Consider the following 22,520-nt stretch of genomic DNA (forward strand, 5'->3'; position numbering starts at 1 on the left):
TATGCTTTGTAACATTGAACATTGTGACTAATTTTATGAAAACGGAGGAAATTATGCGTTTGGGTCACATCCTGGGAACTATAGTTCTTTTGGTCCTTTTTAGTCTTACTCCAGGCTCCAGCTTAGCAAAAAATAGCAGTAATTATGAAGCTCTAAAACGTTTCAGTCAGGTTCTGCACCTCATTGAACAAAATTATGTCCAGAAAAAGGATCGTCAGGAACTTATCAAAGGCGCCATTCAGGGGATGCTTCAGGAATTGGATCCGCACTCATCCTACATAGATTTAGATGAATTCAAGCTCATGCAGGAAGAATTTTCTGGCGAGTTTGGCGGAATAGGGATCCACATTGGTATGAAAGATAAAAAATTAATGGTTATTGCTCCCATTGAAGATACACCTGCCTACAAGGCCGGCCTAAAAGCTGGCGATCTTATTCTGGAAATTAATGGAGAATCAACTCAAGGTATAACCCTGACAGAAGCAGTGAACAAAATCCGTGGTCCCAAAGGAGAACCTGTAGAACTGACGATTTTGCACAAAGACGCGCAAAAGCCTGTCAAGGTCAAGATCATTCGCGATACCATTCCCATTCACTCAGTTAAAAGCAAAGAATTGGAACCAGGTTATCTCTATTTACGCATCATTGACTTTAAGGCCAACACTACAAAAGAACTCAAAAAAGAGATTCAAAAATATACAACAAAACAGAACTTAAAGGGTATTATTTTAGATCTCCGCAACAATCCTGGAGGGTTGTTGGATCAAGCTGTGTCTGTATCTGATCTCTTTTTATCAGACGGGTTAATTGTCTACACCCAGGGGCGAAATAAAGAGAGCAGAAAAGAATATTTTGCCCACAAACAAAAAGATGATGTTACCTGTCCTTTGGTTGTGCTCATCAATGCTGGTTCTGCTTCTGCATCTGAGATTGTGGCCGGTGCCCTAAAAGATCAGAAAAGAGCTTTGCTTCTGGGAGAAAAGACCTTTGGTAAGGGGTCGGTACAAACTATTATTCCTTTATCTGATGGTTCCGCCATTAAGTTGACTGTCGCTCTCTATTACACTCCCAAAGGTCGGTCCATTCAGGCCGAAGGCGTTGAACCTGACCTGAATATCCCCTTTGAACCACCTCGTCCAAAAGGTACCAACAACCATGCATTCAGAGAAGAAAACCTGACCAAACACCTGGAAAATCCTGATAAGAAAAATGATAAAGAAAAAGAAAAGAGAGAAAAACTAAAAGCTAAGGAAATGTTGGAAAAAGACAACCAACTGCGTATGGCTCTCGAACTTGTCAAGACTCTGCCTACTATAAAGGCTTTAAAAACCAAATAAATATTAAAGCGTGAAAGACGCCCCAAGCTGAAAGCTGGAAGGAAGCATTGTATCCTTTCAGCTTTCAGCAATTACCTTTGAACTTAAAGCTTATACAATGCCAGCCAAGTCATCTAAAAAAAAATCCTCGCGCAAAAAAAATAAATCCAACAAGTTCAAAAATTTTTTACTTATTTCCATCGTGGGCTTAACTTTTGTTGCTCTGGTCACTGTTCTTCTGCTGCCCCCAAAACACAAAATCACTCGCCATTCCACCCAAATCAAAAAAAGCACAAAATCCAGTTCTCCATATAAGACTCCCAAAACCTTCTCTCCGGCAAAAAAGAAACCGTATGTCTATGAAGAAAAAATCGGCCAGGAATTTGATGCAAAAGTACGCCAGGCAGACCTGGCTATTTTGCAGACCATTGTTACCTGGTCCAAACAAGGGGCTAAGCTTGAACATAAAAACATTGAAACTAGATATTTTCACGGCAGCCCGTTTCATTTTCAAAATATATCTGTCTATCTCCCTGTAAAAAGTTCTATCTTTTTTAAAAGATTACAAAAAAACTTGGACGACTTTGTTGGTAATACCAGGCTGATATCACAAAATCGCAACCAATGGACCATTGTCATAGATGGTCAAAAAACACATATTCTAAATATAGAAATTGAGCCCTTTCTTCCTTCCCCTGGTGAAAAAATCGGTTATCTAGCCATCATTATTGATGATCTGGGGGAAAGCATCCATTATGCCCAGAGTCTGGCCCGCCTTGACTTTCCTATCACGTTTTCAGTGCTACCTTATAATACCAGGACCAAAGAAGTATGTTCTCTGGCAAAAAGGTTGCAAATTGAACTCATGCTTCACCTACCCATGGAGCCGAATGGATATCCTGATCGGGCAAATCCAGGACCAGGCGCTTTGTTTGTACATTTAGGGCCCGTGCAAATAAAATCAACTTTTATCGATGATCTACAACAGGTTCATGGCGCAGTGGGTATTAATAACCATATGGGGTCTCGCTTTACCAGTGACAAAGAAAGCATGGGGGTGCTCTTTGATGAAATCAAGAAAAAAGGACTTTTTTTCGTAGACAGTCTGACAACTTCCAAAAGTGTAGCCAAAATCCTGGCCAGAGAAAAAAATATCCCCTATTTACAGCGTCACGTCTTTTTGGATAATGTTCAAGAAGAAAAGGCTATTTTATTTCAATTACAAAAGGCCGAGAACGTCGCCTTAAGAAAGGGTACGGCCATAGCCATAGGTCATCCCTATGCTCAAACATTAAAAGCCCTCCAGGAGTGGGAAAAGATAAGGAATACATCTGTGCGAGTAGTTCAAGTTAGAGATCTACTTAAAATAAAAATTTCTGGATTCTGAGTTTAGATAAAATCGTTGAGTAATTAAGAATCGTTAATGGAACGGAATCTTCAGATATAAGATACAAAACTTGCACTTTCAGCCAACACTTTGTAGGAAGCGCAAAAAAAAAACTTAACGGAGGATAAAATGGTCGAGAGAACTCTTTCTATTATTAAACCGGATGCTGTGCAGAGGAATCTGCAAGGGGCGATATTAAAGATGATTCAGGATGCTGGTCTGAAAATAGTTGCCATGAAGATGATCAGATTAACTAAAAAAGAAGCCGAAGGCTTTTATGCCGTGCACAAAGACAAACCTTTTTTTGACAGTCTAACAGAATATATGTCCTCTGGTCCTGTTGTTGTTTCTGTCCTGGAAGGCGAAGATGCCATTAATAAATACAGACAGCTCATGGGCGCAACCAATCCAGCCAATGCCGAGGAAGGGACCATCCGCAAAAAATTTGCTCTGGATATTGAAAAAAACTCTGTACATGGTTCTGATGCCCCGGAAACTGCAGCCACAGAGATTGCCTACTTCTTTAACCAGTTGGAGATAGTTGGCTAATGCTAAAAAAAATAGGCTTTATTGGTGCGGGTAATATGGGCGGGGCCCTTATAAGGGGCCTTGCCCCCCGAAAAGACCTGGAAATTCACGCCTTTGATCTAGACCAGGAGAAAATAAACAACCTTGCTCAAAATATTAAATTTATCTCCTGGCAAAGCATAACCGATTTGATCGAACATTCCGATTACATCGTTCTGGCAGTAAAACCGCAGGTATTAAAAAATGTTGTTCGGGAGATCAAAGACCATCTAAATGAAAAAAAATGCCTTATCTCTATTGCTGCGGGGATAAAACTAAAAAAGCTGATCAAGTGGAGCAATAATATATGCCCTGTGGTACGGGTTATGCCCAATACTCCAGCCCTTGTGGGCAAGGGAGTTTTTGCCTTATGCTTTGATCATGACCTGACCCAAAACATCGATCAAAACTTTATCACCTCTTTATTTGCCACTTTAGGAGAGGTACATATCCTTAAAGAAGAATACTTCGATATCTTCACCGCGCTGGTTGGTTCCGGGCCAGCCTATGTTTTTTATCTTTTGGACAGTTTTATAGATGCAGGTCTTACCTTTGGCCTGCCTCGAGATGTGGCCAGAAAAATGGTCTATGCACTGTTTGAAGGCTCGATACACATGGTCCAAAACAGTGACCGGCATTTGGCTGAATTAAAAGAAATGGTCACCTCTCCAGGCGGGACCACTATTGCTGGGTTAAACAAACTGGATCAAAAGACAGTTAAGGCGGCTATCATCGAAGCTGTAGAGGCAGCCTGTAAGAGAAGCAAAGAATTGGGGGACTAAAAGGGCAAGAAAGGGCTACAATCAGTGCAGCCCTTTCTTTTTATTTGCCTCAACGACTTTGGAAACATCCAGCATGTGAACGAGCCCCCTGGCAACCTCCCTGGGATCAAAGTCATCGCAGGTAACTTCGCATACACATAACTTCCAGGCCCCATTTTCATCCTGACCAAGATAAAGGCTTCTTTTCACCGCAGAAGTCTTTTCTTTCAAAATTCCGGTAGTAAAAAACGGACGGGCATAATCGGCATCCTCTTCCGCCCATTCATAACGCACTTCATCTCTGTTCTCGGGAAGAGTTTCAAAATACTTCTCTGCCCACTCACACTGGTCAAAAATTTTCTTTAGTTTATCATACTTTGAGGCCATGGTTTTCCCTGTTAACTGTCTGTTTTTTTTAAGCTTTCAGCCTTAGAAGTATCTTATCCAACTTATGAACAATATCCTGTGTATCTTCACCCACTATCCTGATCATGGGCTCTTTACCTACCTCGCCCTTATCTGCGATGGCTACAACCTGCTCCGGATGAGGATGGTTAGATAACGCCGCATACGTGCCCCACTCCAGGGTAGAACCCTCTTTTTCCTTTAAGTCCTTGGGCTCATCCCGACGGTCAAACCATGCTAAAGTAAAGCCAGCCTTCTCTACTGCCTCAACTATCTGCTGCGTATATCTGATATTTACTGCACAATGGACCCTAGGATTAACCCTATTGGCGGCCAGAACAACTTTAGCCATGTGGCTGGACGCCCCAAATGCCGGCCAGCCCACAATCACCTGTCCGTCGGATGTGTTGGAGATACGTCCTTCAAAAGCAGCCACATCATCTATATTTTCCGGCCAGGGCAGCGCTAGAGCAATATTCATACGCACTTCAGGAATAAGAAGATGAAAATTTTCCCGTTTTAAAATCTCTCGTCTCACACCTAGAAGTTCTTTAGTCACCCGCTTCTTAAGCTTAAGCTTTATAAGTGGTGCCAGATGGTTAACCGGCCCAGTTCCTGCCCCCAGATCAAAACCAGCATTTAGCGTAAGTTGTAAATAATCACGCGCCTTTTCCACTGCCGGGAAAAGTTCAAGTCCTTGCCCTAAAAACGTGGCGATAGCTGCAGACAAGGTACACCCAGTGCCATGAGTATTTTTGGTAAAAATTCTGGGACGCTTGATAGGCATAGGATCCTTGCCTTTTATGCCTAGCCAGTCAACCATATCCTGCCCCTCAAAATGCCCTCCTTTTAAAAGTACAGCTCCAGGGCCTAAGGCAAGCAATCTTTCTAAAGCCAAAAACAGCTCCTCTTCCCCCTCAATAGAAGCGACTCCCGATAAAATCTCTGCCTCAAACCTGTTCGGGGTAAGCAAATCAGCCAGGGGCAAAATCTTTTCCTTCAATAACCCGACTGCTTTTTGCTCTAAAAGACTCTGCCCCGACCCACTTACACACACCGGGTCTACTACCAAAGGAAAGTTTTTATCTTTTAAACCCTGACTAACTTCTTCAATAACTTGACAAGAAAAAAGCATCCCTGTCTTAGCTGCGGCCACAGGAAAATCAGAAAGTACTGTTTGCAATTGCTTTGACACAAATCCGGATTCAGTTGCAGATATTCCCTCAACTCCTTTTGTATTTTGAGCAGTCAAGGCAGTAATAACTGATAAACCATAGCCACCCAGGACAGTAATGGTCTTTAAATCGGCCTGAATTCCTGCGCCACCGCCAGAATCAGAGCCAGCAATAGTCAGAATACATTTTGGCTGCATTGATAACCTCTAATATCTTAACAACATCAATAAACTCTATAGAGCCTGTGGCCAGCCACTGATTGAAAGTCTTGGTTTCTGAAATGCATTACAAGCGGCTTGGGTAACCCATCTTAGAGAAGCTAGCGGAAAAACAGAGCATCGGGATGAATGGGCTAAATATTTTGCGATACTGACCATAACTATCGATAATAAAAAGAATATTTGTTTACCCAAAGTATCCCTTTATGCTCTGTCCGCAAGCAAATTTTAGATGGGTCCAAGTTTTTGTACCAGCATGAAAGAAACCAAGACCGAAATAAACCATGGAAATTGAGTTGATATAAAGGGTCGGCCACAGACTTTGGCTTTATAAGCTTTTTCTCTATACTATCTTCCCCCGCTTCGACCGCTTTACCGTTTCCCTGCTAGCCTTTTCTCAATCTTGGCCCAGGAATCTCGCAAAGTCACGGTGCGGTTAAATATGAGATGATTCTCTTGCGAGTCCGGATCAACACAAAAATATCCCAACCTCTCAAACTGCACCCTATCACCCGGTTTACACTGGGCAAGATTTGGCTCCAATAAACAGTTTTTAAGTATCTTTAAGGAATCAGGATTGATATATTCCTTAAAACTAATCCCCTTTTTCTCATCTTCAGCAGGGTTAGGTTTAATAAACAAGCGATCATAAAGACGTACTTCCGCCTTAACAGCGTGTTCAGCACTGACCCAATGGATGGTGCCTTTGACCTTCCGGCCATCAGGCGAGTAACCTCCTTTGGTAGCCGGATCATAAGTACATCTTAACTCAACAATCTCGCCCTGCTCATTTTTGACTACCTCCTGGCAGGTAATGTAATAAGCATACCTTAACCGCACTTCTCTTCCAGGAGCCAGACGAAAAAACTTTCTGGGAGGGTCTTCTCGAAAATCGTCGCGTTCTATATAAATTACCCTGGAAAAGGGCACCTTGCGGGTCCCCATGGATTCATCTTCCGGATTATTGATCGCTGTTAGTTCTTCCACAACATCTTCCGGATAATTGGTAATAACGACCTTTAGAGGGTTTAACACAGCCATAAATCTTGGGGCTTTTTTGTTTAAATCATCGCGTATACAATGCTCCAAAAGGGCCATGTCCACGATATTATCACTTTTGGCCACACCAATTCGGTCACAAAAGTCCCGGATGGACTCGGGAGTATAGCCCCTGCGGCGCATACCGGAAATAGTGGGCATTCTTGGATCATCCCAGCCCTGAACATGCCCCTCATCAACCAGTTGAGAGAGCTTACGCTTGCTCAAAACCGTATAGTTTAAATTCAGACGGGCAAATTCGATCTGCTGGGGATGGCACTCAACCTTTAATTCGTCTAGAAACCAATCATAAAGTGGCCGGTGATCTTCAAATTCCAGAGTACACAAGGAGTGAGTAATACCCTCTATAGAATCTGACAGGCAATGGGCAAAATCATACGTGGGATAAATGCACCATTTATCACCAGTGCGATGATGACTAGCCTTAACAATACGATAGATTACCGGATCGCGCATATTGATATTTGGCGAGGCCATATCAATCTTGGCGCGTAGTACGCATTCGCCTTCAGCAAATTCCCCGTTTTTCATCCTCTCAAAAAGGTCCAGATTTTCCTCAACACTGCGATTTCGATATGGACTCTCTTTTCCTGGCTCGGTTAAAGTACCTCGATAACGGCGCATTTCTTCAGGACTCAGGTGACAAACAAAGGCCTTACCCATTTTAATGAGCTCAACTGCATACGCATACATTTTATCAAAATAATCCGAGGCAAAGTAGAGATGCTCGCCCCAGTCAAAACCCAACCAGCGGACATCCTCCATGATCGACCGTACATATTCAGGATCTTCTTTCTTTGGGTTGGTATCATCAAAACGCAGATGACATCGACCTCCATAATCCCTGGCCACGCCAAAATTAAGACAAATAGACTTAGCATGGCCAATATGCAGATAGCCGTTGGGTTCTGGCGGAAAACGGGTAATGACAGTCTTATGCTTTCCGGTCTTTAAATCTTCTTCAATTATATCCCGAATAAAATTTGATGGCCTTGGTTTCTCATTTTTGGTCATCCAACCTTCCTCCAATGATTCGTGATTCATGACTCGTTAATGATTATAATTTATTCTCTTTTCACCTTTATGGTAAAAATTGCCCTGAACCGGATTAATATCAAAAGCAAGTTTGCTTATAGGCTACTTCTTCAATCAGGACAAGGTATGAACGGTCTGCCAAAAAACAAAATCTAATAATAAACCTTGTTTTTACTTATCTGGAATTTAGTTACTGTATTAACTGAAATTCCAGTCGCCTAATTTCTACCCACCCAAGCAACTTTGGAGCAGAAAAGTTTAATCTAAAAAAGGTGTATTTTGAGTATCCGCTGAGATATTTTCTTCGCAGGGCCAATTATTGGCATATTGGCCAACATCAGATAAATAGAATAGAAGGAGACATGAAATTTTTGTACGGCTAATCTTAAGGAACATATACGAGTTTGGATAAGCTTAACCAAACAATAATGAAAGGATGCCTCCAGGGTATGGTTTTATCCCTTCAAGATATTGAAAAACGAGTGCACCCGCTAAATATTCTGATTATGTCATTCCGAGAGAAGCGAAGAATCTCGTTCGCTACGATAGAGATCCTTTACCGCCAAAAAGACCAGCCTAAAGCGGGACTCGTAAATGACGGGAAAGAGAAAACTTTTTGGACTGAAATATCTAGCGGGTGCACTTTGAAAAACCTTGTGTTTAGATTTTTTACTATCATTTTATTTAAAAAATAGACCAATTAATATCCGAATTTATAGGATGAAGTATATTTATGCCACCTTTCTCTATCTTAAATTCATAAAAGTGGTTGTCTATATCACTCCCCTTTGATTTGATTACACCAATCACTCTTTTTATCTCTGCATCAGATGCTAAGTATTGCATCTGAATATAGGTGTCTGCTATATAAGATATACCATAATCTTCAACATGTCCCGGAACAATCTCTTTAGTGAAAATAGAAGTTATACCTAGTCTTCTGAATTCATGAACCAGAGAATATACAAGATCCTTCATCCTTAAAGGATCTATTACTCTTGAAACAAGATCGAATATAGAATCAATAGTTACCCTGCTATAGTTTCCTTCCTTAACCAACTTTATTATTTCAAAGGAAACGATATCCGGATCTACTTCAACAGGACTTATAAATTTAATATCAAGAAGATTCTTATCGATATATTCTCTTACATTCATTCCTAGATTTTCCATGAACTCAATTATTAAAGGCGATGACTCCTGAAACGATATATGCAGCCCTCTTTTACCCTTTTTTGCCCCTTCAGTTAAAAATTTAAAACAAAAAGTTGTTTTTCCTGTTCCCGGTTCTCCCTTTATAAGTGCTATTGTTCCTTTTATTAAGCCACCACCAAGCAACTTATCCAGAGTAGGTATCCCTACTTTTAACCTATCTCTTATTGATATTTCTTTATTATAGGGGGAAGATTTTATCCTTGGAAAAACCTTTATTCCTTCTTCTGTTATGACAAAAGGATGTTTACCTTGGTAAAAATCACTACCCCTAAATTTATCTATACTAAAATATCGTCTTTCTGTATTTGAAACACTAGTTTTTTCCATATTAAAAATTATATCTGCTATAGAAAATACTGAAGAACGATTATGTGCATACTCTCCTACCAACACAACAGTTTTATTTTCAAGATAAGATTTGATAGATAAAGTATAGACTATCTTCCTCACAAGATCATCCTGTTTTAATATATCTTCCAACGCCTTAAAACTATCTATAAATATTATATCCGGATCATATTCACGCACAAATTCTTCTATGGTATTAAGTAAATTCGATTTATTACTATCTGAAAAAATATTTTTTTCCAATGAAACAACATTGATACAATCCAACAACCTTTTATCAAAAAACATAAAATTTGACATATCGAATATAAGCTTTAATGACGGCTCAGAAACCGTCCCTATGTAAAGGGATTTTCGTCTAATCCTGGCAAGATTAAACATCCATTGAAAACAAAAAGTAGTTTTCCCTGTTCCCGGTTCACCTTTTATAACTACAAGAGAGTTTTCTATTACTTGTTGGTTTAATATCTTGTCTTGAAGATACGGTATATCTAAAATCATTTTGTCTTCTCCTGACATCTTTCAATCTTTTCAGCAAAAGGAACGCCTATGGCTAGCTTTATCTTTTCGAATAACGTTTCTTTAAACCCTTCTATCTCTTCCAAAGAAAAACTCTGTTCTCCTAAAAATAAAAGTCCTCTCTCACTTATTGTCATAGAAGAAGCAAAGCTGTTTTCATTCTTAACCTCTACTTCACGAGCTTTCTGAAAAAGTGTAAATGTTGAAATCGTCCCAACCATTTTTCCCATCTCATCAAATATGAGATTTAATTTCTCTATCTCTAATTCCATATCTAATCTCCAAATAAATTCTTTGGACGTGACAAATAAAATCCTTGACCATAGTCAATATCCACCTCTTTTAACTTCTCAAGTATAGCCTTGTTTTCTATCCACTCGGCAACAACAGAAATTCCCAGTTCTTTACAAAGCGACGTTATATTAGAAATGATTTTTAAATCTATACGTTGATTTACACAATCTTTAATTAAAGAACCGTCTATTTTTATTATATGTGGATTTAGCAATTTTATGTATTCATAAGAAGAATAACCACTACCAAAGTCATCAATTGCAATATTATAACCCTTTTCTTTTAATTGGTTTAAAAAAGTAGCTATCGTAAAAATATCATTTATATATTCTCTTTCGGTTATTTCTAAAACAACATCCTTTGGATTTATATGATACTCTTCTTCTATATTTAAAAACCATTTTCTATTTTCACCAAAAAGTAAAAATCTGCCGGAAAGATTTATAAAAATGCGTTTTCCATTAAAAATCGTTGTCTCTTTCTTTAAGCGAAAGACTTTATCTATTATTATTTTATCTAATTCACCCCATAGGCCAAGTTCATCCAAAACTTCAAAGTAAGCATATATGGATTTATATTCATTATCTACTTTAACTCTTGCCAAAGCTTCATATCCCAAAATGTTTCCACTTTTTAGATTATGTATTGGTTGAAAAAAAGGATAAACTTCTTTGTTTAAAATTTTCGACTTTATAAACTCAAACCCACTAACAATTTTTTTGTGAAATTTTTTGATTTCATCTTTAGATTTTAGTACCTGAACATTATTTTTTCCCCGCCCTTTTGCTTTTTTTACGGCAACACGTAAAGCTGACTCAACATCTCCCAAACTATCTATTGTCTTTGGTACCTCTATTAAACCCATACTTACGGTTATCCTAATTTTCTTATCATTTAATATATTAGCTTTCTCCACCTTTTTTCTAAATTGTTCATAAAAATCATAAGCTTCTTCAATGTTTGTAAGAGGACTTAATATCAAAAACTCATCGCCGGCAAATCTACCAGCAATATCAGCTTCTCTTAAATGTCTCTTAATCATATTACCGACAGCTTTTATTACGTTATCTCCTACTATTACACCATATTTGGCATTTATAAGTTGAATATTATCAATATTTAAAAGAGCAATAGTCATGGGCTGATTCGCAATTTTGGCCTTTTTGATTTCAAACTCTATCAATTTAAACAATGTTTCTCTAGTATAAAATCCAGTAAGAGTATCTCTCTCACTTACAGCGGCCAGTTTTTTACCAGTGGATCTCACCAAAAACATAAAACCTAATTGTAAACCAATATTTGACAGAATAACTAAACTTACTTCATCAACCCCAGAATTGTCTACAAAAACAGAAAGAAAAAACTCAGTTTCCATATTCGGCAACGCATATGGTATAGTGATAATTCCTGTCTTGTTTCTATTATTTTTATCTATTTCTAGATTTATTATTTCCTCAGTCAACTTTTTATTTTCTTCACAAATATCAAATCCTATAAATTTTATATGCTCCAAAATTATTTTTTTCTTCATTTCTATATTATCTGATTTATCATCTATTTCATTGCGTGGCAAAACAAACAACATTTCTATTTGATTTTTTGTTTTAAAAGTAAATGCCAAGGAATCTATATTCAACTTTTGGAAAAGATTCTCAAATGGTTCTTTTAAAATAAGTTCATGAGTAACGCTTGGACTAAATGAACTTATTGGTGTAAAATCTCTTATAATATTAAGAGCTTCTATAACATTCATTAAGCAATCCCCTTTACCTTATCCGATAAAAACTCTATCTATACACCAAGCTATTTACAGATAGGATAAAATTACTACCTGATTTCCAACTTTTTCTTCTGACTGAAATTTTGCAGATAATTTCTTAGTCAAGACAGAATTAGAGTTTTCCTAAGAATATACTAGCTATATTCAGGAAAAGAAAACGCTATGCCCTAGAAACTAAATATTAAAAAAATATTTTGTGTTACCGAATTTGAAAACTAAATTTTAAAATTAAGATAATAACCACATACAAAAAAAGCGGGGGTGGTGCCCCGCTTTTGCACCTATACTTCACTTTCTTCACATTGAACAATCTGCTCTTTGTCTTCCCCTTGAACTTCCTGGACCAGAGACAACTCTTCAACTGAAAACACTTTGTTAACATCTAAAATTATTATAAATTTATCATTATATTTACCCATACCCTTGATAAAATCACTGCGAATTTTAGTTCCCAGTTTTGGTGGAGCTTCAATAGTTTCCGGATCCAGCTCAAAAACCTCTTGCACAGAGTCTGCTAAGGCACCCATAATGGTTTTCTCTCCATCAATTTCGACTTCCACAATTATGATACAAGTATTCACGGTTCGCTCAGTCTCGCCCATACCGAATTTCAAACGCAAATCCACGACAGGGACGGCTTTGCCTCGTAAATTAATCACTCCGCGCATGAATTCCGGTGTCTTGGGAATGCGAGTAATATTTGTACAATCCAAAACCTCACGCACAGAAGCAATGTCCAAAGCAAAAAGGTCTTCATCCAAAAAAAAGGTCAGGTATTGATTTATAGCTATGCCCTTCTTGTCTTCGACCATATTTATAACCTCATTTTTTATCCTATTTACTTAACTAGAATCTTACCTCTTTACTCATAATCCATTTCTCTCGAAAACACTTAGAACCTCTCAAACTCTTTATCATCTTCGTCACCGTCCAATTGCAGTTCTATCCCTTCAGGAGCTAAGTTTGACTTGGTGAACGAGGCTGATTGTCTTGCACCTATCTGTTTTGAAGTAGAAGTTGTTTGTTGTACCGGTCGTTTTTTATTGATTGTGCTATCCATATCAATATGGAAGAAAGACATGGTAGTCTGCAACTGCTGGGCCTGGGAAGCCATTTCTTGTGAGGTAGAGGCCATTTCTTCGGCAGCGGAGGCATTTTGTTGTACCACCTGATCTAACTGCTGGATAGCCTTGTTGATTTGCTCAGCGCCTGTATTTTGTTCATTGCTAGCCGCGGTGATCTCCTGAACCAACTCTGCTGTCTTTTGAATATCGGGAACAATCTTTTGAAGCATTTCCCCGGCCTTTTCAGCCACGTCAACACTTGAGGAAGACAGTTCACTGATCTCTGCTGCTGCAGCCCCGCTTCGTTCCGCCAGCTTACGTACTTCTGCAGCCACTACTGCAAAACCTTTACCGTGCTCTCCAGCCCTGGCCGCTTCAATGGCAGCATTTAAAGCCAACAGGTTTGTCTGCCGGGCAATTTCTTCAATAATAGAAATCTTCTCAGCAATCTCCTTCATGGCCGCCACTGTCTCCTGCACTGCAGCCCCGCCTGCTTGGGCATCCTGGGCAGTTTTAATGGCAATTTTTTCTGTTTGTTGCGCGTTTTCAGCATTCTGGCGGATATTTGCTGCCATTTCTTCCATGCTCGTCGAGATCTCTTCCAAGGAGGCTGCCTGTTCTGTGGCTCCCTGAGAAAGCTGCTCGGAAGAAGTACTTAATTCCTCACTACCCGAGGCCACGTTCTCACTGGCAGACTGAACTTGCGCCACCACTGAACGCAATTTTTCCACCATATCATTTAAGGCCCTGGCCAAAATACCTATTTCGTCTTTCTGATCAATATCCAATTTCTGAGAAAAATCACCTTCTGCCATGGCTTGGGCAAACCTGACTCCTTTAAAAATTGGACCGGTTATTGCCTTGGTCAAAATTACACCCAAAAGCAAAGCAATAATTACACCTACAGCTACACCTATAATAATTATGGTCATACCGTTTTTACTATCAACTTCAGATATTTTAACGGCCTGGTCACTTTCTTGAATATTAAGATCCACAAGTTTATCTATCAAGCTAAAAACCTCTTTCCTTTGTGCCTTAGACTCCACCATCACCAAATCGTCCATCTGGTCGTGAAAATCCATTGACTTTTGAGCCTCTACCCTTAATTCTCGAAGGTATTCTAAAGTTTTCTTTGCAGCCGGGTAGAGAATCTCTGCTAAAATGGCCTGCGCAGCTTCAATATTGCCCTGAGCCACCAACGACTTTACCCGGACCACGTTCTGATGAAACTTGTTGTGAACAGGGTTGATCAGCTGGATAATCTTTTTAATATGCTCGTTTTTTGTGTTTAAACCATGTATCCACTGCCCAAAATTACATTTAGTTGGGTCTTCTCCCCCCTCAAACTCATGACCAAAATGAATAAGCTCGTTCAACTGCACCAAAAGCTTATAATGATCACCGCGGAAACGCTGTAAATCTTCTTTCAATTTGTATGGATTCAACACGTCCATTTCCTGTAGCTTTTTGGACAATTCAATGACCCTATTATTAATTTTTACCCATTCTTCTATTTCTTTTTCAAGTCGTTTCCACAACTCCTCCTCTTCAGAAGTTTTAGGCAATTCATCATATATTGCCCATGCCTTTCGGTATCTTTCTCTTGCCTTGCTTATATTTTCATATTCCTCATTTCGCTCTTCATTAGTTAAATCAGGAGAAATCAAAGTTCGCAAAGATTGCATTATAACTGTGGTCTCTGTTTTGATTTGCAATATCGACCGCACAGCGGGCAAACTAACCTTGCCCACCTCCTGGATATGGTTCTCGAGATTTTTAGCCACATAAAGCCCCACCAAGCCCACTCCCAGAGCAATGAAGGTCGTTAAAGTAAACCCACCAATCAATTTTACCCCCAGCTTGATATTCTTCATTTCTTCCTCCTTTCGAGTTGAAAATGATAAAAAATTATTATCTAAACCAGACACAAAACCAAATTTGGTCTTTTAATACTTTCCCGAAAGACTTACGACCATCATTGCACCTATAATTTTTTTAAGTTTAATACTTAGCCTATCTTCTGATACACACTAGGGACTACCTGCTTCAACGGCAATCGCATTCCGGCCAAACTTTCAGAGTGTCCCAAAAAAAGATAACCACCACGCATAAGGTTAGTACAAAAACGCAAGATAACTCTTTTTTGAGTGATGCGATCAAAATAAATAAATACATTACGGCAGAAAATAATATCCACTGGCTCACTGAGCTTAAATTCCCGCATAAAATTTAACCGCCGGAACCTGACTTTGGCCCTGATCTCCGGTGCAATGCGGACCATTTTTTTGCTTCTATCCTTACTTCTCAAAAGATACTTCTTCTTTAAAGACCATGGAATTTTCAAAGCACTTTCTTCCGGATAAATAGCCTTAACGGCCTTTTGCAAAACCTTGGTATTTATATCCGTAGCCAGAACAAAAAAATTAAATCCAGGATTTTTTTCAGCAAAATCTTGCAAGACCATAGCCAAACTGTAAGGTTCCTCACCGGTGGAGCACCCAGCACTCCACAAAAGCAAAGTTCGCTCACAACCGTAAGTCTTAAACCACTGGGGCAAGATGGAATTGATCAAAAAATCAAAATGGTTGGACTCGCGAAAGAACTCCGTGGTATTGGTTGTCACCGCATCCACTAGTTCAGGGAATTCAGCTTCAATACCTTCTAACTTAAAAAGATAATCACAATATTCCTTAAAAGAATTAAGATTCAAATACCTCAGCCTCTTCTGCAACCTAGCTTGTAGCATAGGCTTTTTGGAGCGAGGTATACTTATACCCAGACGTTCATAAATAAACCTTCTGAGCCGCTCAAACTCATCATCGGACATCTGCTTAAAAGTAAACATTCTAAATTGGTGGCACCGTCATCATCTGTCGATAAAACATCTTCTAAAATATCATTGCCCAAAAGGCTCAAGTATAAATAAAAAAATAAGTTTTAATGTGTTGTCCTTTCTACACTTGTTTCCAAGTACATCAAATCCGACACATCTAAAATCAGGGCAATGTTGCCGTCGCCTTTGATTGTAGCTCCGGAAATACCAGGTACATCGCGATATATTCTCCCCAGACTTTTGATTACGGTCTGATGCTCACCAATTACATTGTCCACTACAAGACCTAAGCGGCTTCCCTGAACACGAGTAATGACCACCTGTTCAATATCTGGCGGTCTTCCTTGTATATCAAAACAATCCCGCAAAACTATGTAAGGAACAATCTCTCCTCTTAAATTGATGATTCTATCTTGCTTTCGCGTTACTGCATGTTGACGTTTTAGTTCTACACACTCCTCCACAACAGAAAGGGGTAAAACAAAAAAGTCTTCGCCTATCTGGACCTGCAACCCATCAATTATGGCCAGAGTCAGGGGGAGACGCAAAGTTATAGTTGTACCTTTACCCCATTCACTCTCCACCTGAATACGCCCACGCAAGGACTCGATGTTACGTTTTACTACGTCCATCCCCACTCCGCGACCAGACAGATTAGTCACTTGAGAGGCAGTGGAAAAACCAGGTGCAAAAATCAAACTATAAATCTCCTGATCGTCCAATACTGCATCAGCAGAAATTATTCCTTGTTGGACAGCCCTGGCTTTGACCTTTTCCTTGTCTATCCCTGTCCCATCATCAATGATACGGATAATCACCTCACCGCCTGAGTGTTCTGCAGCCAAGATCACAGTTCCCTGGGGAGGTTTGCCCTTGGCCCTTCGCACATCGGGCGTCTCAATACCATGGTCAATACTATTTCTGAGCAAATGGACCAACGGATCATTCAATCGTTCAATTAGCGTCTTATCCAGCTCTGTTTCCGCTCCTTTTGTGACCAATTCAATTTCCTTACCCAGTTCCTGCGAGAGATCGCGGACCAAACGCCTAAACTTACTAAAAATAGTCCCTATAGGTAACATTCTTATCTCTAACGTGCTATCCCGCAGCTCATCACTTAACCTCTCCAATTCCTCGGCCAAGGCTGTTAATTGTGGATCTTCCATGGAACTAACCAGCTGGCTGAGCCTGGCCTGGACAATGACCAATTCCCCCACCAAATCTACCAGATGATCTAACTTCTTAGCTGGCACGCGAATGCTGGAAACAATGGATGACTTGCTTTTTTTCCTCAGAATCTGAGCCTGACGAATCTCTTCCTGCTCCGCCAAGGCAGCTTCCACCTTTTGTGGCGATAAAAGACCGGCTTCCACCAAAAGCTGACCAAGAGGCTTCTGCAGTTCCAAAAATTTTTCCACCACTTCAGGGCTAATATCTCCTCGTTCCACCAGAATTTGACCTATTTTTTTATATCCCGCTCCTTCGACATCCTGAACATCAATTTGTTCAATTATTAGCTCACAATCATCTTCTACAAAGATAAATACATCCTTGATAGCGTCCAACCCCTGGTCCGTAGTCAAAATTATATCCCACCACACATAACATAATTCCGGGTTAAAATCATCCAATTCAGGAATATCCCCGGTATGCATAATAACTCTACAACGACCCAAAGCACACAGCTCTTCAATCAAGGACGCAGGATCAACTCCGGTTAAAAAAATTTCCCTGTGTGGCTTAAACTTGATTCTATAAGACAAAATTTCTCCTGCCGCCCTTGCCTTCTCCAACTCTCTTTTATCACAGTCCTCTGTTTTTGCTTCACAAGGTACAATCTCGCGCAGACCAGCAATTATTTCTTCAGTCCGGAGATCATTTTCCGCATCACGGCCTTCGAGCATAGCCAAAATCAAATCTCTGGCCTTAAGGGTCAGGTTTAAAAGTTCTTTGTTGACCTCGATTTTACCTTCCCTGACCTGATCAAAAACAGTTTCCAACTCGTGAGTAAATTTAGAGATGTCGTCAAAGCCAAACATGGCCCCAGAGCCCTTGATAGTATGCATGGCCCGAAAGACCCTGTTAATTAACTCCTCGTTATCCGGGTCTTCTTCGAGTTCCAAAAGGGAAGACTCCAATTCTTCTAAAAGCTCTAAGGCCTCTTCCCGAAAGGCCTGTCGACCCTGATCCTGAAAAGACATGATTTACCTCTTTTGGCAAAAAGTTCTTGATTGCCAATAGGTTAAAAATAAACAGATTAATTTTGAGAAACTCGAGTTAATAACCTATCTATCCTTTCAACACTTTCTTAACCACAGCCAATAATTGCTCTGGTTTAAATGGCTTCACAATCCAGCCAGTGGCGCCAGCCTTTTTACCTTCCATCTTTTTCTCAGTCTGAGACTCAGTGGTGAGCATAATAATCGGAATAAATTTAAATCCGGGCTTGGACCTGACTTGGCGGATAAGTTCAATCCCATCCATATTAGGCATATTTAAATCCGTGATAATCAGGTCTAGCGGGCCTGTTAATTTAGCCAAGGCATCCTGACCATCTTTTGCCTCAAGTACTTCATAGCCTGCTCCTTTTAAAGTAAAGCAAACCATCTGACGCACACTGGCAGAATCATCAACAGTCATAATTTTCTTGGCCATCTACAACTCCTTAATGTTTGTTTTATTCTTTACTAACTTTAATACCTCGGGAGAAAAAACTCTCATCTTTTTCAACATACAACCCAAAGTCTGAGCATACTTTTTTAAAGCTTCATTCTCGCTGACCATAAAGGACAGTTGACTATTCCACGCGCTTTTTTGTGCTGCTAAAAGCGCCTGAATAAAACACAGATCCACCCTACTCATGTCATCTAAATCCACAACAACATCTTTTCCCTTTGTTAAAACCTGATTTAAACCCTCTTTAATCTTTTCTCCATGCTCTATGGTCAAATCGCCTTTAAACTTAAGATAAACTCTATCTCCATCATCTATGATCTTAAATTCACACATGATAACCTCACGAATTTTTTGGAATTTTTATCCCGCTCACCTCTCTCTGTTAAAACAACTCGACATTCTCATCAAAGTCATCATTAAATAATTCAACATTTTCATCTTCATCGACAGTAATTTGTTCTTCTTCAGCCTGCATATTATATTTATGAATCATTCGTTCACTTTCCATGGTGTATCTGGATAAAAGTTTTTTCAATCTTTCTGAGCTTCCCGCACCATGAACAGCCGGAACAATCTCATCGGCTTCCCGGACCAGAAGACTTAACTCTTGCTCCAACCCTTCAAGCTCTGCTGCCACCTTTTCATGGAAATCAATCTCATTAACCACTCTATTTATCTCATTTAGAACAGCCTCACAGACCTGGGAATTATGGGAAAAGTTTTCCTGAACTTGTTTGTTCAACCCAATAAGCTCGCTTATGTGATGAGACAAATAATCTATCAGTTCATCAGCTTTGGCGTGATCAAATTCTTCATCCACATCTTTTGCTAATAGTTGAGAGTTTTTAACTATCTCTTGCAACAACTTGGAAATATTATCTGTCTTTTCTCTAGCCTCCATGGACAGCTTTTGAGTAGCCACCGCCAGAACCCCTAAAGCCCTTCCTTTATCTCCGGTGTGGGCAGCCTTGATACTAGCATTTAAAGCGATGAGTTCTATCTCCGAGCCCACTTCTTCTATATATTCAACAAATTCGTTCATCTGACTCACACTTTCAATAACACTATTCATCATTCCGGAAATCTGTTCATTTTCCTGAACTGCAAGACGCATATCTTGGGCCACATCTTTGATGCCCAGGCCTATTCCCTCCAAAAGACTAACTCCGCCTCCTTCTCTTTCAAAACCATGAGTGCTGGCCAGGCTCTTATGAAGCCTGGCTATTTCAGCTTGAATCCCTGTTAAATTACCTAACAGAGTCACTACAGCCTGATAAAATTTATCCCGAGCGTATCTTAATTGTCTAAGTTGTAATTCACCTACCTCTTTAAACCAAGCCACCACCTCCAGCATCTTATGCTCATCATCCCCTTGACCTACTTCTTGAAGCAGAGAGTAGACTTCAAGAATAACCTCCTGCACATGTTCCAGTTGTTGCCTGGTAATATCGTGAAACTGCATAGAGGCGACTACCGTGCTGATTTTATTTGCGATTTCTTTTGCTCCCTGTTCCACTTCCATGGCAATTTGCGCACAACTTTGCTGTAAATTCTTTAGTACTTCTAAATTTTTATTTAAATTTACAAATACATTCCGTAATAGTTTATCTTGCCTGTTTTTCAGCCCCACAGTTTGTACCTGAGCCAAATCAACTTTTTTCCCCAGTGACTGTGCTGTTTGTAAAATTTCCTGGCCATAGATTACTATTTTCTGCGCTAGTCCTTCAACATCATCCGCTAATGTTGCAAAGCCAATTCCCACTTGACCAAGTCTGGCACTTTCAATTCTAGTAAAAACCCCCAAAGTCTGTAGCCTGCGCACAATCCTTTTAAAATTATGGACATAAGCACCAAGTTCCTTTATCTGCTCAAGCTCTTTAGCCATACCTGAAATAACACGATCGTAACTCGTCTGAACATAACCTCTTTTCAGTCTATCCAACCCTTGTTCCAGTCCTTTAACTATGCCTTTAGTTTTTTCTCCTCCAGCAACTCCGACCAACGCCTCGGCCTGTTCTTTAAAAGCTAAAATTTTTGAATTTATACGCTGAAGATTTTCTCCCAACATGAGAAAATCTTTTTCCCTGTCTTGAATGGAAGAGGCCAAACCTTGGCCGAGTTTAGGCAAAATTTTACACCTAAAAATAAAATCTTGTACTCTTTTTGTGGAGTTTATTTCATTCATAGCTGTCCCCATATTCTATATATACACATTTTTCAAAAAAAATACAAGCATTATATATACCAAGCTTCATAAATTCATTTCTGCTAAAAGAAAAAGAATATTGCAAGTTAAACTTTCCTGAACAAGCTACCTTCCAATCTACTGAAACAATAAAAATTAACTTTGAATTAAAAAGAAACAAAAACAATGCATTACAGACTCATCAATAATCTCCTTAAATACAAAAATAAAAAATAAATTAGGGATAACTATTGTTGAAATGATTTTATTAACTGCAATTATTAAAAAATTTATTAAAATTTTATGGCCGATGTGGCATTGTTGTGACGGAATAAGAGGTTATTCACGTTTCAGGAGCAGGTTGGAAGGATAAAAAACTCACGATATTATTATTACGGACATTATGTTCATGTATAATCAGGCAGATAAAACCATGTATGATTCCACTAATGTAATGACAGTTTGATATAAAAGGGAGTTGAACCATTAACTTCTCAAATTTTCGTCAAATAGAGTCTGAAAAAACTAAAGTAATTTCAACTAATCTAATTAGTTGAAATTACCCGCATAATTTCCTGAGGGATCCTTTTTAAAGGCAAAACCTTGTCCACACCTCCGAGCTTAATAGCTTCCTGGGGCATTCCAAAAACAACACATGAATCCTTGTCCTGGGCAATGCAATAGGCACCGGCTTCATGCATTTCCAACATTCCTTTGGCCCCGTCATCTCCCATACCTGTCATAATTACACCTATTGCATTCCTGCCCGCATATCTTGCCGCGGAGCGAAACAAAACATCAACTGACGGCCTGTGCCTGGACACCAGAGGCCCGTCCTTAATCTGCACATAGAACTTAGCCCCGCTACGCTTTAAAAGCATATGTTTGTTTCCTGGCGCTATCAGGGCATGTCCTCTTAAGACTGTATCTCTATCCTGGGCCTCCTTGACTGTGATAGCACAGATGGAATCCAGTCTCTTAGCAAAGGCCGTAGTAAATTTTTCCGGCATGTGCTGGACAATGACTATGCCCGGACAGTTAAGAGGCATGGACTGTAAAAATTGTTGAATGGCCTCAGTCCCACCGGTTGATGCCCCCACAACCACCACTCTGTCCGTAGTCTCAAATGTGATTTTGGATTTAGTCAAAGGAAGAACTACATCAGCACTCTTCTTCTCCTCAACCTTGGTCCAGGATGAAGGACAAATCTTTTTAGGTTTGACTTTAGCAGCAGCCTTGACAGCATCACAGAGAATGATCTTTGCTTCTTGTAAAAATTTCTTGGTCCCTAGCTTAGGCTTTTGAATTATTTCCACTGCCCCGTATTCCATGGCCTTCAGGGTAACTTCAGCACCTTGTTCAGTTAAAGTAGAGCAGATTATCACCGGAATAGGATGCTGAGACATAATTTTTTTTAAAAAGGTCAAGCCGTCCATACGAGGCATTTCCACATCCAAAATGATCACATCAGGGACCTGCCTGCGCATCTTATGTGCTGCAATCAAAGGATCTTGAGCTGTCGCCACAACCTCGATTTCGGGGTCGCTATTTAAAACTTCAGAGATGACTTGTCTGACCAAAGCAGAATCATCAATAACTAAAACTTTTATGGGTTTAGACATAATTTATGAACAGTTAAAATTTTTAGACCTTTACTTGCTGTGCTTGTACGCGTCCATA

Annotated in this window: 18 protein-coding genes; 4 read left to right on the plus strand and 14 right to left on the minus strand. The window is 39.6% G+C overall.

Going from position 1 to position 22,520, the window contains the following annotated elements; all coding sequences use genetic code 11:
* The first annotated feature begins 53 nt into the window (after positions 1–53).
* The 4 genes from AC3WVG_RS05030 to proC all read left to right on the plus strand — a co-directional run bounded on the left by AC3WVG_RS05030 (position 54) and on the right by proC (position 4,052).
* Positions 54–1,337 carry a S41 family peptidase gene (locus tag AC3WVG_RS05030; protein ID WP_488797083.1) on the plus strand — a complete coding sequence of 428 codons (1,284 nt, stop codon included), beginning with the start codon at positions 54–56 and terminating at the stop codon, positions 1,335–1,337.
* Between the two features lie 97 nt (positions 1,338–1,434).
* Entirely contained in the window at positions 1,435–2,703 is a 1,269-nt protein-coding gene (locus AC3WVG_RS05035; protein WP_488797084.1) for a divergent polysaccharide deacetylase family protein, read from the plus strand.
* Between the two features lie 129 nt (positions 2,704–2,832).
* Positions 2,833–3,252 (plus strand): nucleoside-diphosphate kinase, encoded by a 420-nt coding sequence (ndk, locus tag AC3WVG_RS05040; RefSeq protein WP_252381039.1) that lies wholly within the window; start codon positions 2,833–2,835, stop codon positions 3,250–3,252.
* A complete protein-coding gene (gene proC, locus AC3WVG_RS05045) occupies positions 3,252–4,052 on the plus strand; it encodes a pyrroline-5-carboxylate reductase (protein WP_488797085.1) in 801 nt (266 codons plus the stop codon). Before ndk ends, proC begins: the two co-directional genes overlap by 1 nt.
* 21 nt (positions 4,053–4,073) lie before the next feature.
* Here proC and AC3WVG_RS05050 read toward each other — a convergent pair whose 3' ends face one another.
* The 14 genes from AC3WVG_RS05050 to AC3WVG_RS05115 form a co-directional block, all read right to left on the minus strand.
* Positions 4,074–4,418, minus strand: a complete 345-nt coding sequence (locus AC3WVG_RS05050; protein WP_488797086.1) for a hypothetical protein — start codon at positions 4,416–4,418, stop codon at positions 4,074–4,076.
* Between the two features lie 28 nt (positions 4,419–4,446).
* Positions 4,447–5,808, minus strand: coding sequence for a bifunctional hydroxymethylpyrimidine kinase/phosphomethylpyrimidine kinase (gene thiD / locus AC3WVG_RS05055; protein ID WP_488797087.1), 1,362 nt, complete (start codon positions 5,806–5,808; stop codon positions 4,447–4,449).
* Positions 5,809–6,201: 393 nt separating this feature from the next.
* Complete coding sequence (locus AC3WVG_RS05060) at positions 6,202–7,902, minus strand: glutamine--tRNA ligase/YqeY domain fusion protein (RefSeq protein ID WP_488797088.1); 1,701 nt, start codon at positions 7,900–7,902, stop codon at positions 6,202–6,204.
* A gap of 705 nt (positions 7,903–8,607) precedes the next feature.
* Positions 8,608–9,987 (minus strand): RAD55 family ATPase, encoded by a 1,380-nt coding sequence (locus AC3WVG_RS05065; protein WP_488797089.1) that lies wholly within the window; start codon positions 9,985–9,987, stop codon positions 8,608–8,610.
* Positions 9,984–10,277, minus strand: a complete 294-nt coding sequence (locus AC3WVG_RS05070; RefSeq protein WP_488797090.1) for a hypothetical protein — start codon at positions 10,275–10,277, stop codon at positions 9,984–9,986. Before AC3WVG_RS05070 ends, AC3WVG_RS05065 begins: the two co-directional genes overlap by 4 nt.
* Before the next feature lie 2 nt (positions 10,278–10,279).
* Positions 10,280–12,052, minus strand: coding sequence for an EAL domain-containing protein (locus AC3WVG_RS05075; protein WP_488797091.1), 1,773 nt, complete (start codon positions 12,050–12,052; stop codon positions 10,280–10,282).
* Positions 12,053–12,360: 308 nt separating this feature from the next.
* A complete protein-coding gene (locus AC3WVG_RS05080; protein WP_488797092.1) occupies positions 12,361–12,891 on the minus strand; it encodes a chemotaxis protein CheW in 531 nt (176 codons plus the stop codon).
* Between the two features lie 80 nt (positions 12,892–12,971).
* Positions 12,972–15,020 (minus strand): methyl-accepting chemotaxis protein, encoded by a 2,049-nt coding sequence (locus AC3WVG_RS05085; RefSeq protein ID WP_488797093.1) that lies wholly within the window; start codon positions 15,018–15,020, stop codon positions 12,972–12,974.
* Between the two features lie 134 nt (positions 15,021–15,154).
* Positions 15,155–15,991: a CheR family methyltransferase gene (locus AC3WVG_RS05090; protein ID WP_488797094.1), complete on the minus strand. Its 837-nt coding sequence runs from the start codon at positions 15,989–15,991 to the stop codon at positions 15,155–15,157.
* A 92-nt stretch (positions 15,992–16,083) separates the two neighbouring features.
* Entirely contained in the window at positions 16,084–18,180 is a 2,097-nt protein-coding gene (locus AC3WVG_RS05095; protein ID WP_488797095.1) for a chemotaxis protein CheA, read from the minus strand.
* Between the two features lie 88 nt (positions 18,181–18,268).
* A complete protein-coding gene (locus AC3WVG_RS05100; protein ID WP_252381027.1) occupies positions 18,269–18,634 on the minus strand; it encodes a response regulator in 366 nt (121 codons plus the stop codon).
* Positions 18,635–18,988: an STAS domain-containing protein gene (locus tag AC3WVG_RS05105; RefSeq protein WP_488797096.1), complete on the minus strand. Its 354-nt coding sequence runs from the start codon at positions 18,986–18,988 to the stop codon at positions 18,635–18,637.
* A gap of 49 nt (positions 18,989–19,037) precedes the next feature.
* On the minus strand, positions 19,038–20,840 hold the full coding sequence (locus AC3WVG_RS05110) for a methyl-accepting chemotaxis protein (protein WP_488797097.1): 1,803 nt from the start codon (positions 20,838–20,840) through the stop codon (positions 19,038–19,040).
* 545 nt (positions 20,841–21,385) lie between these two features.
* Positions 21,386–22,462 carry a protein-glutamate methylesterase/protein-glutamine glutaminase gene (locus AC3WVG_RS05115; RefSeq protein WP_488797098.1) on the minus strand — a complete coding sequence of 359 codons (1,077 nt, stop codon included), beginning with the start codon at positions 22,460–22,462 and terminating at the stop codon, positions 21,386–21,388.
* Positions 22,463–22,520: the final 58 nt, after the last annotated feature.

The organism is Desulfovulcanus sp., from assembly GCF_982781345.1.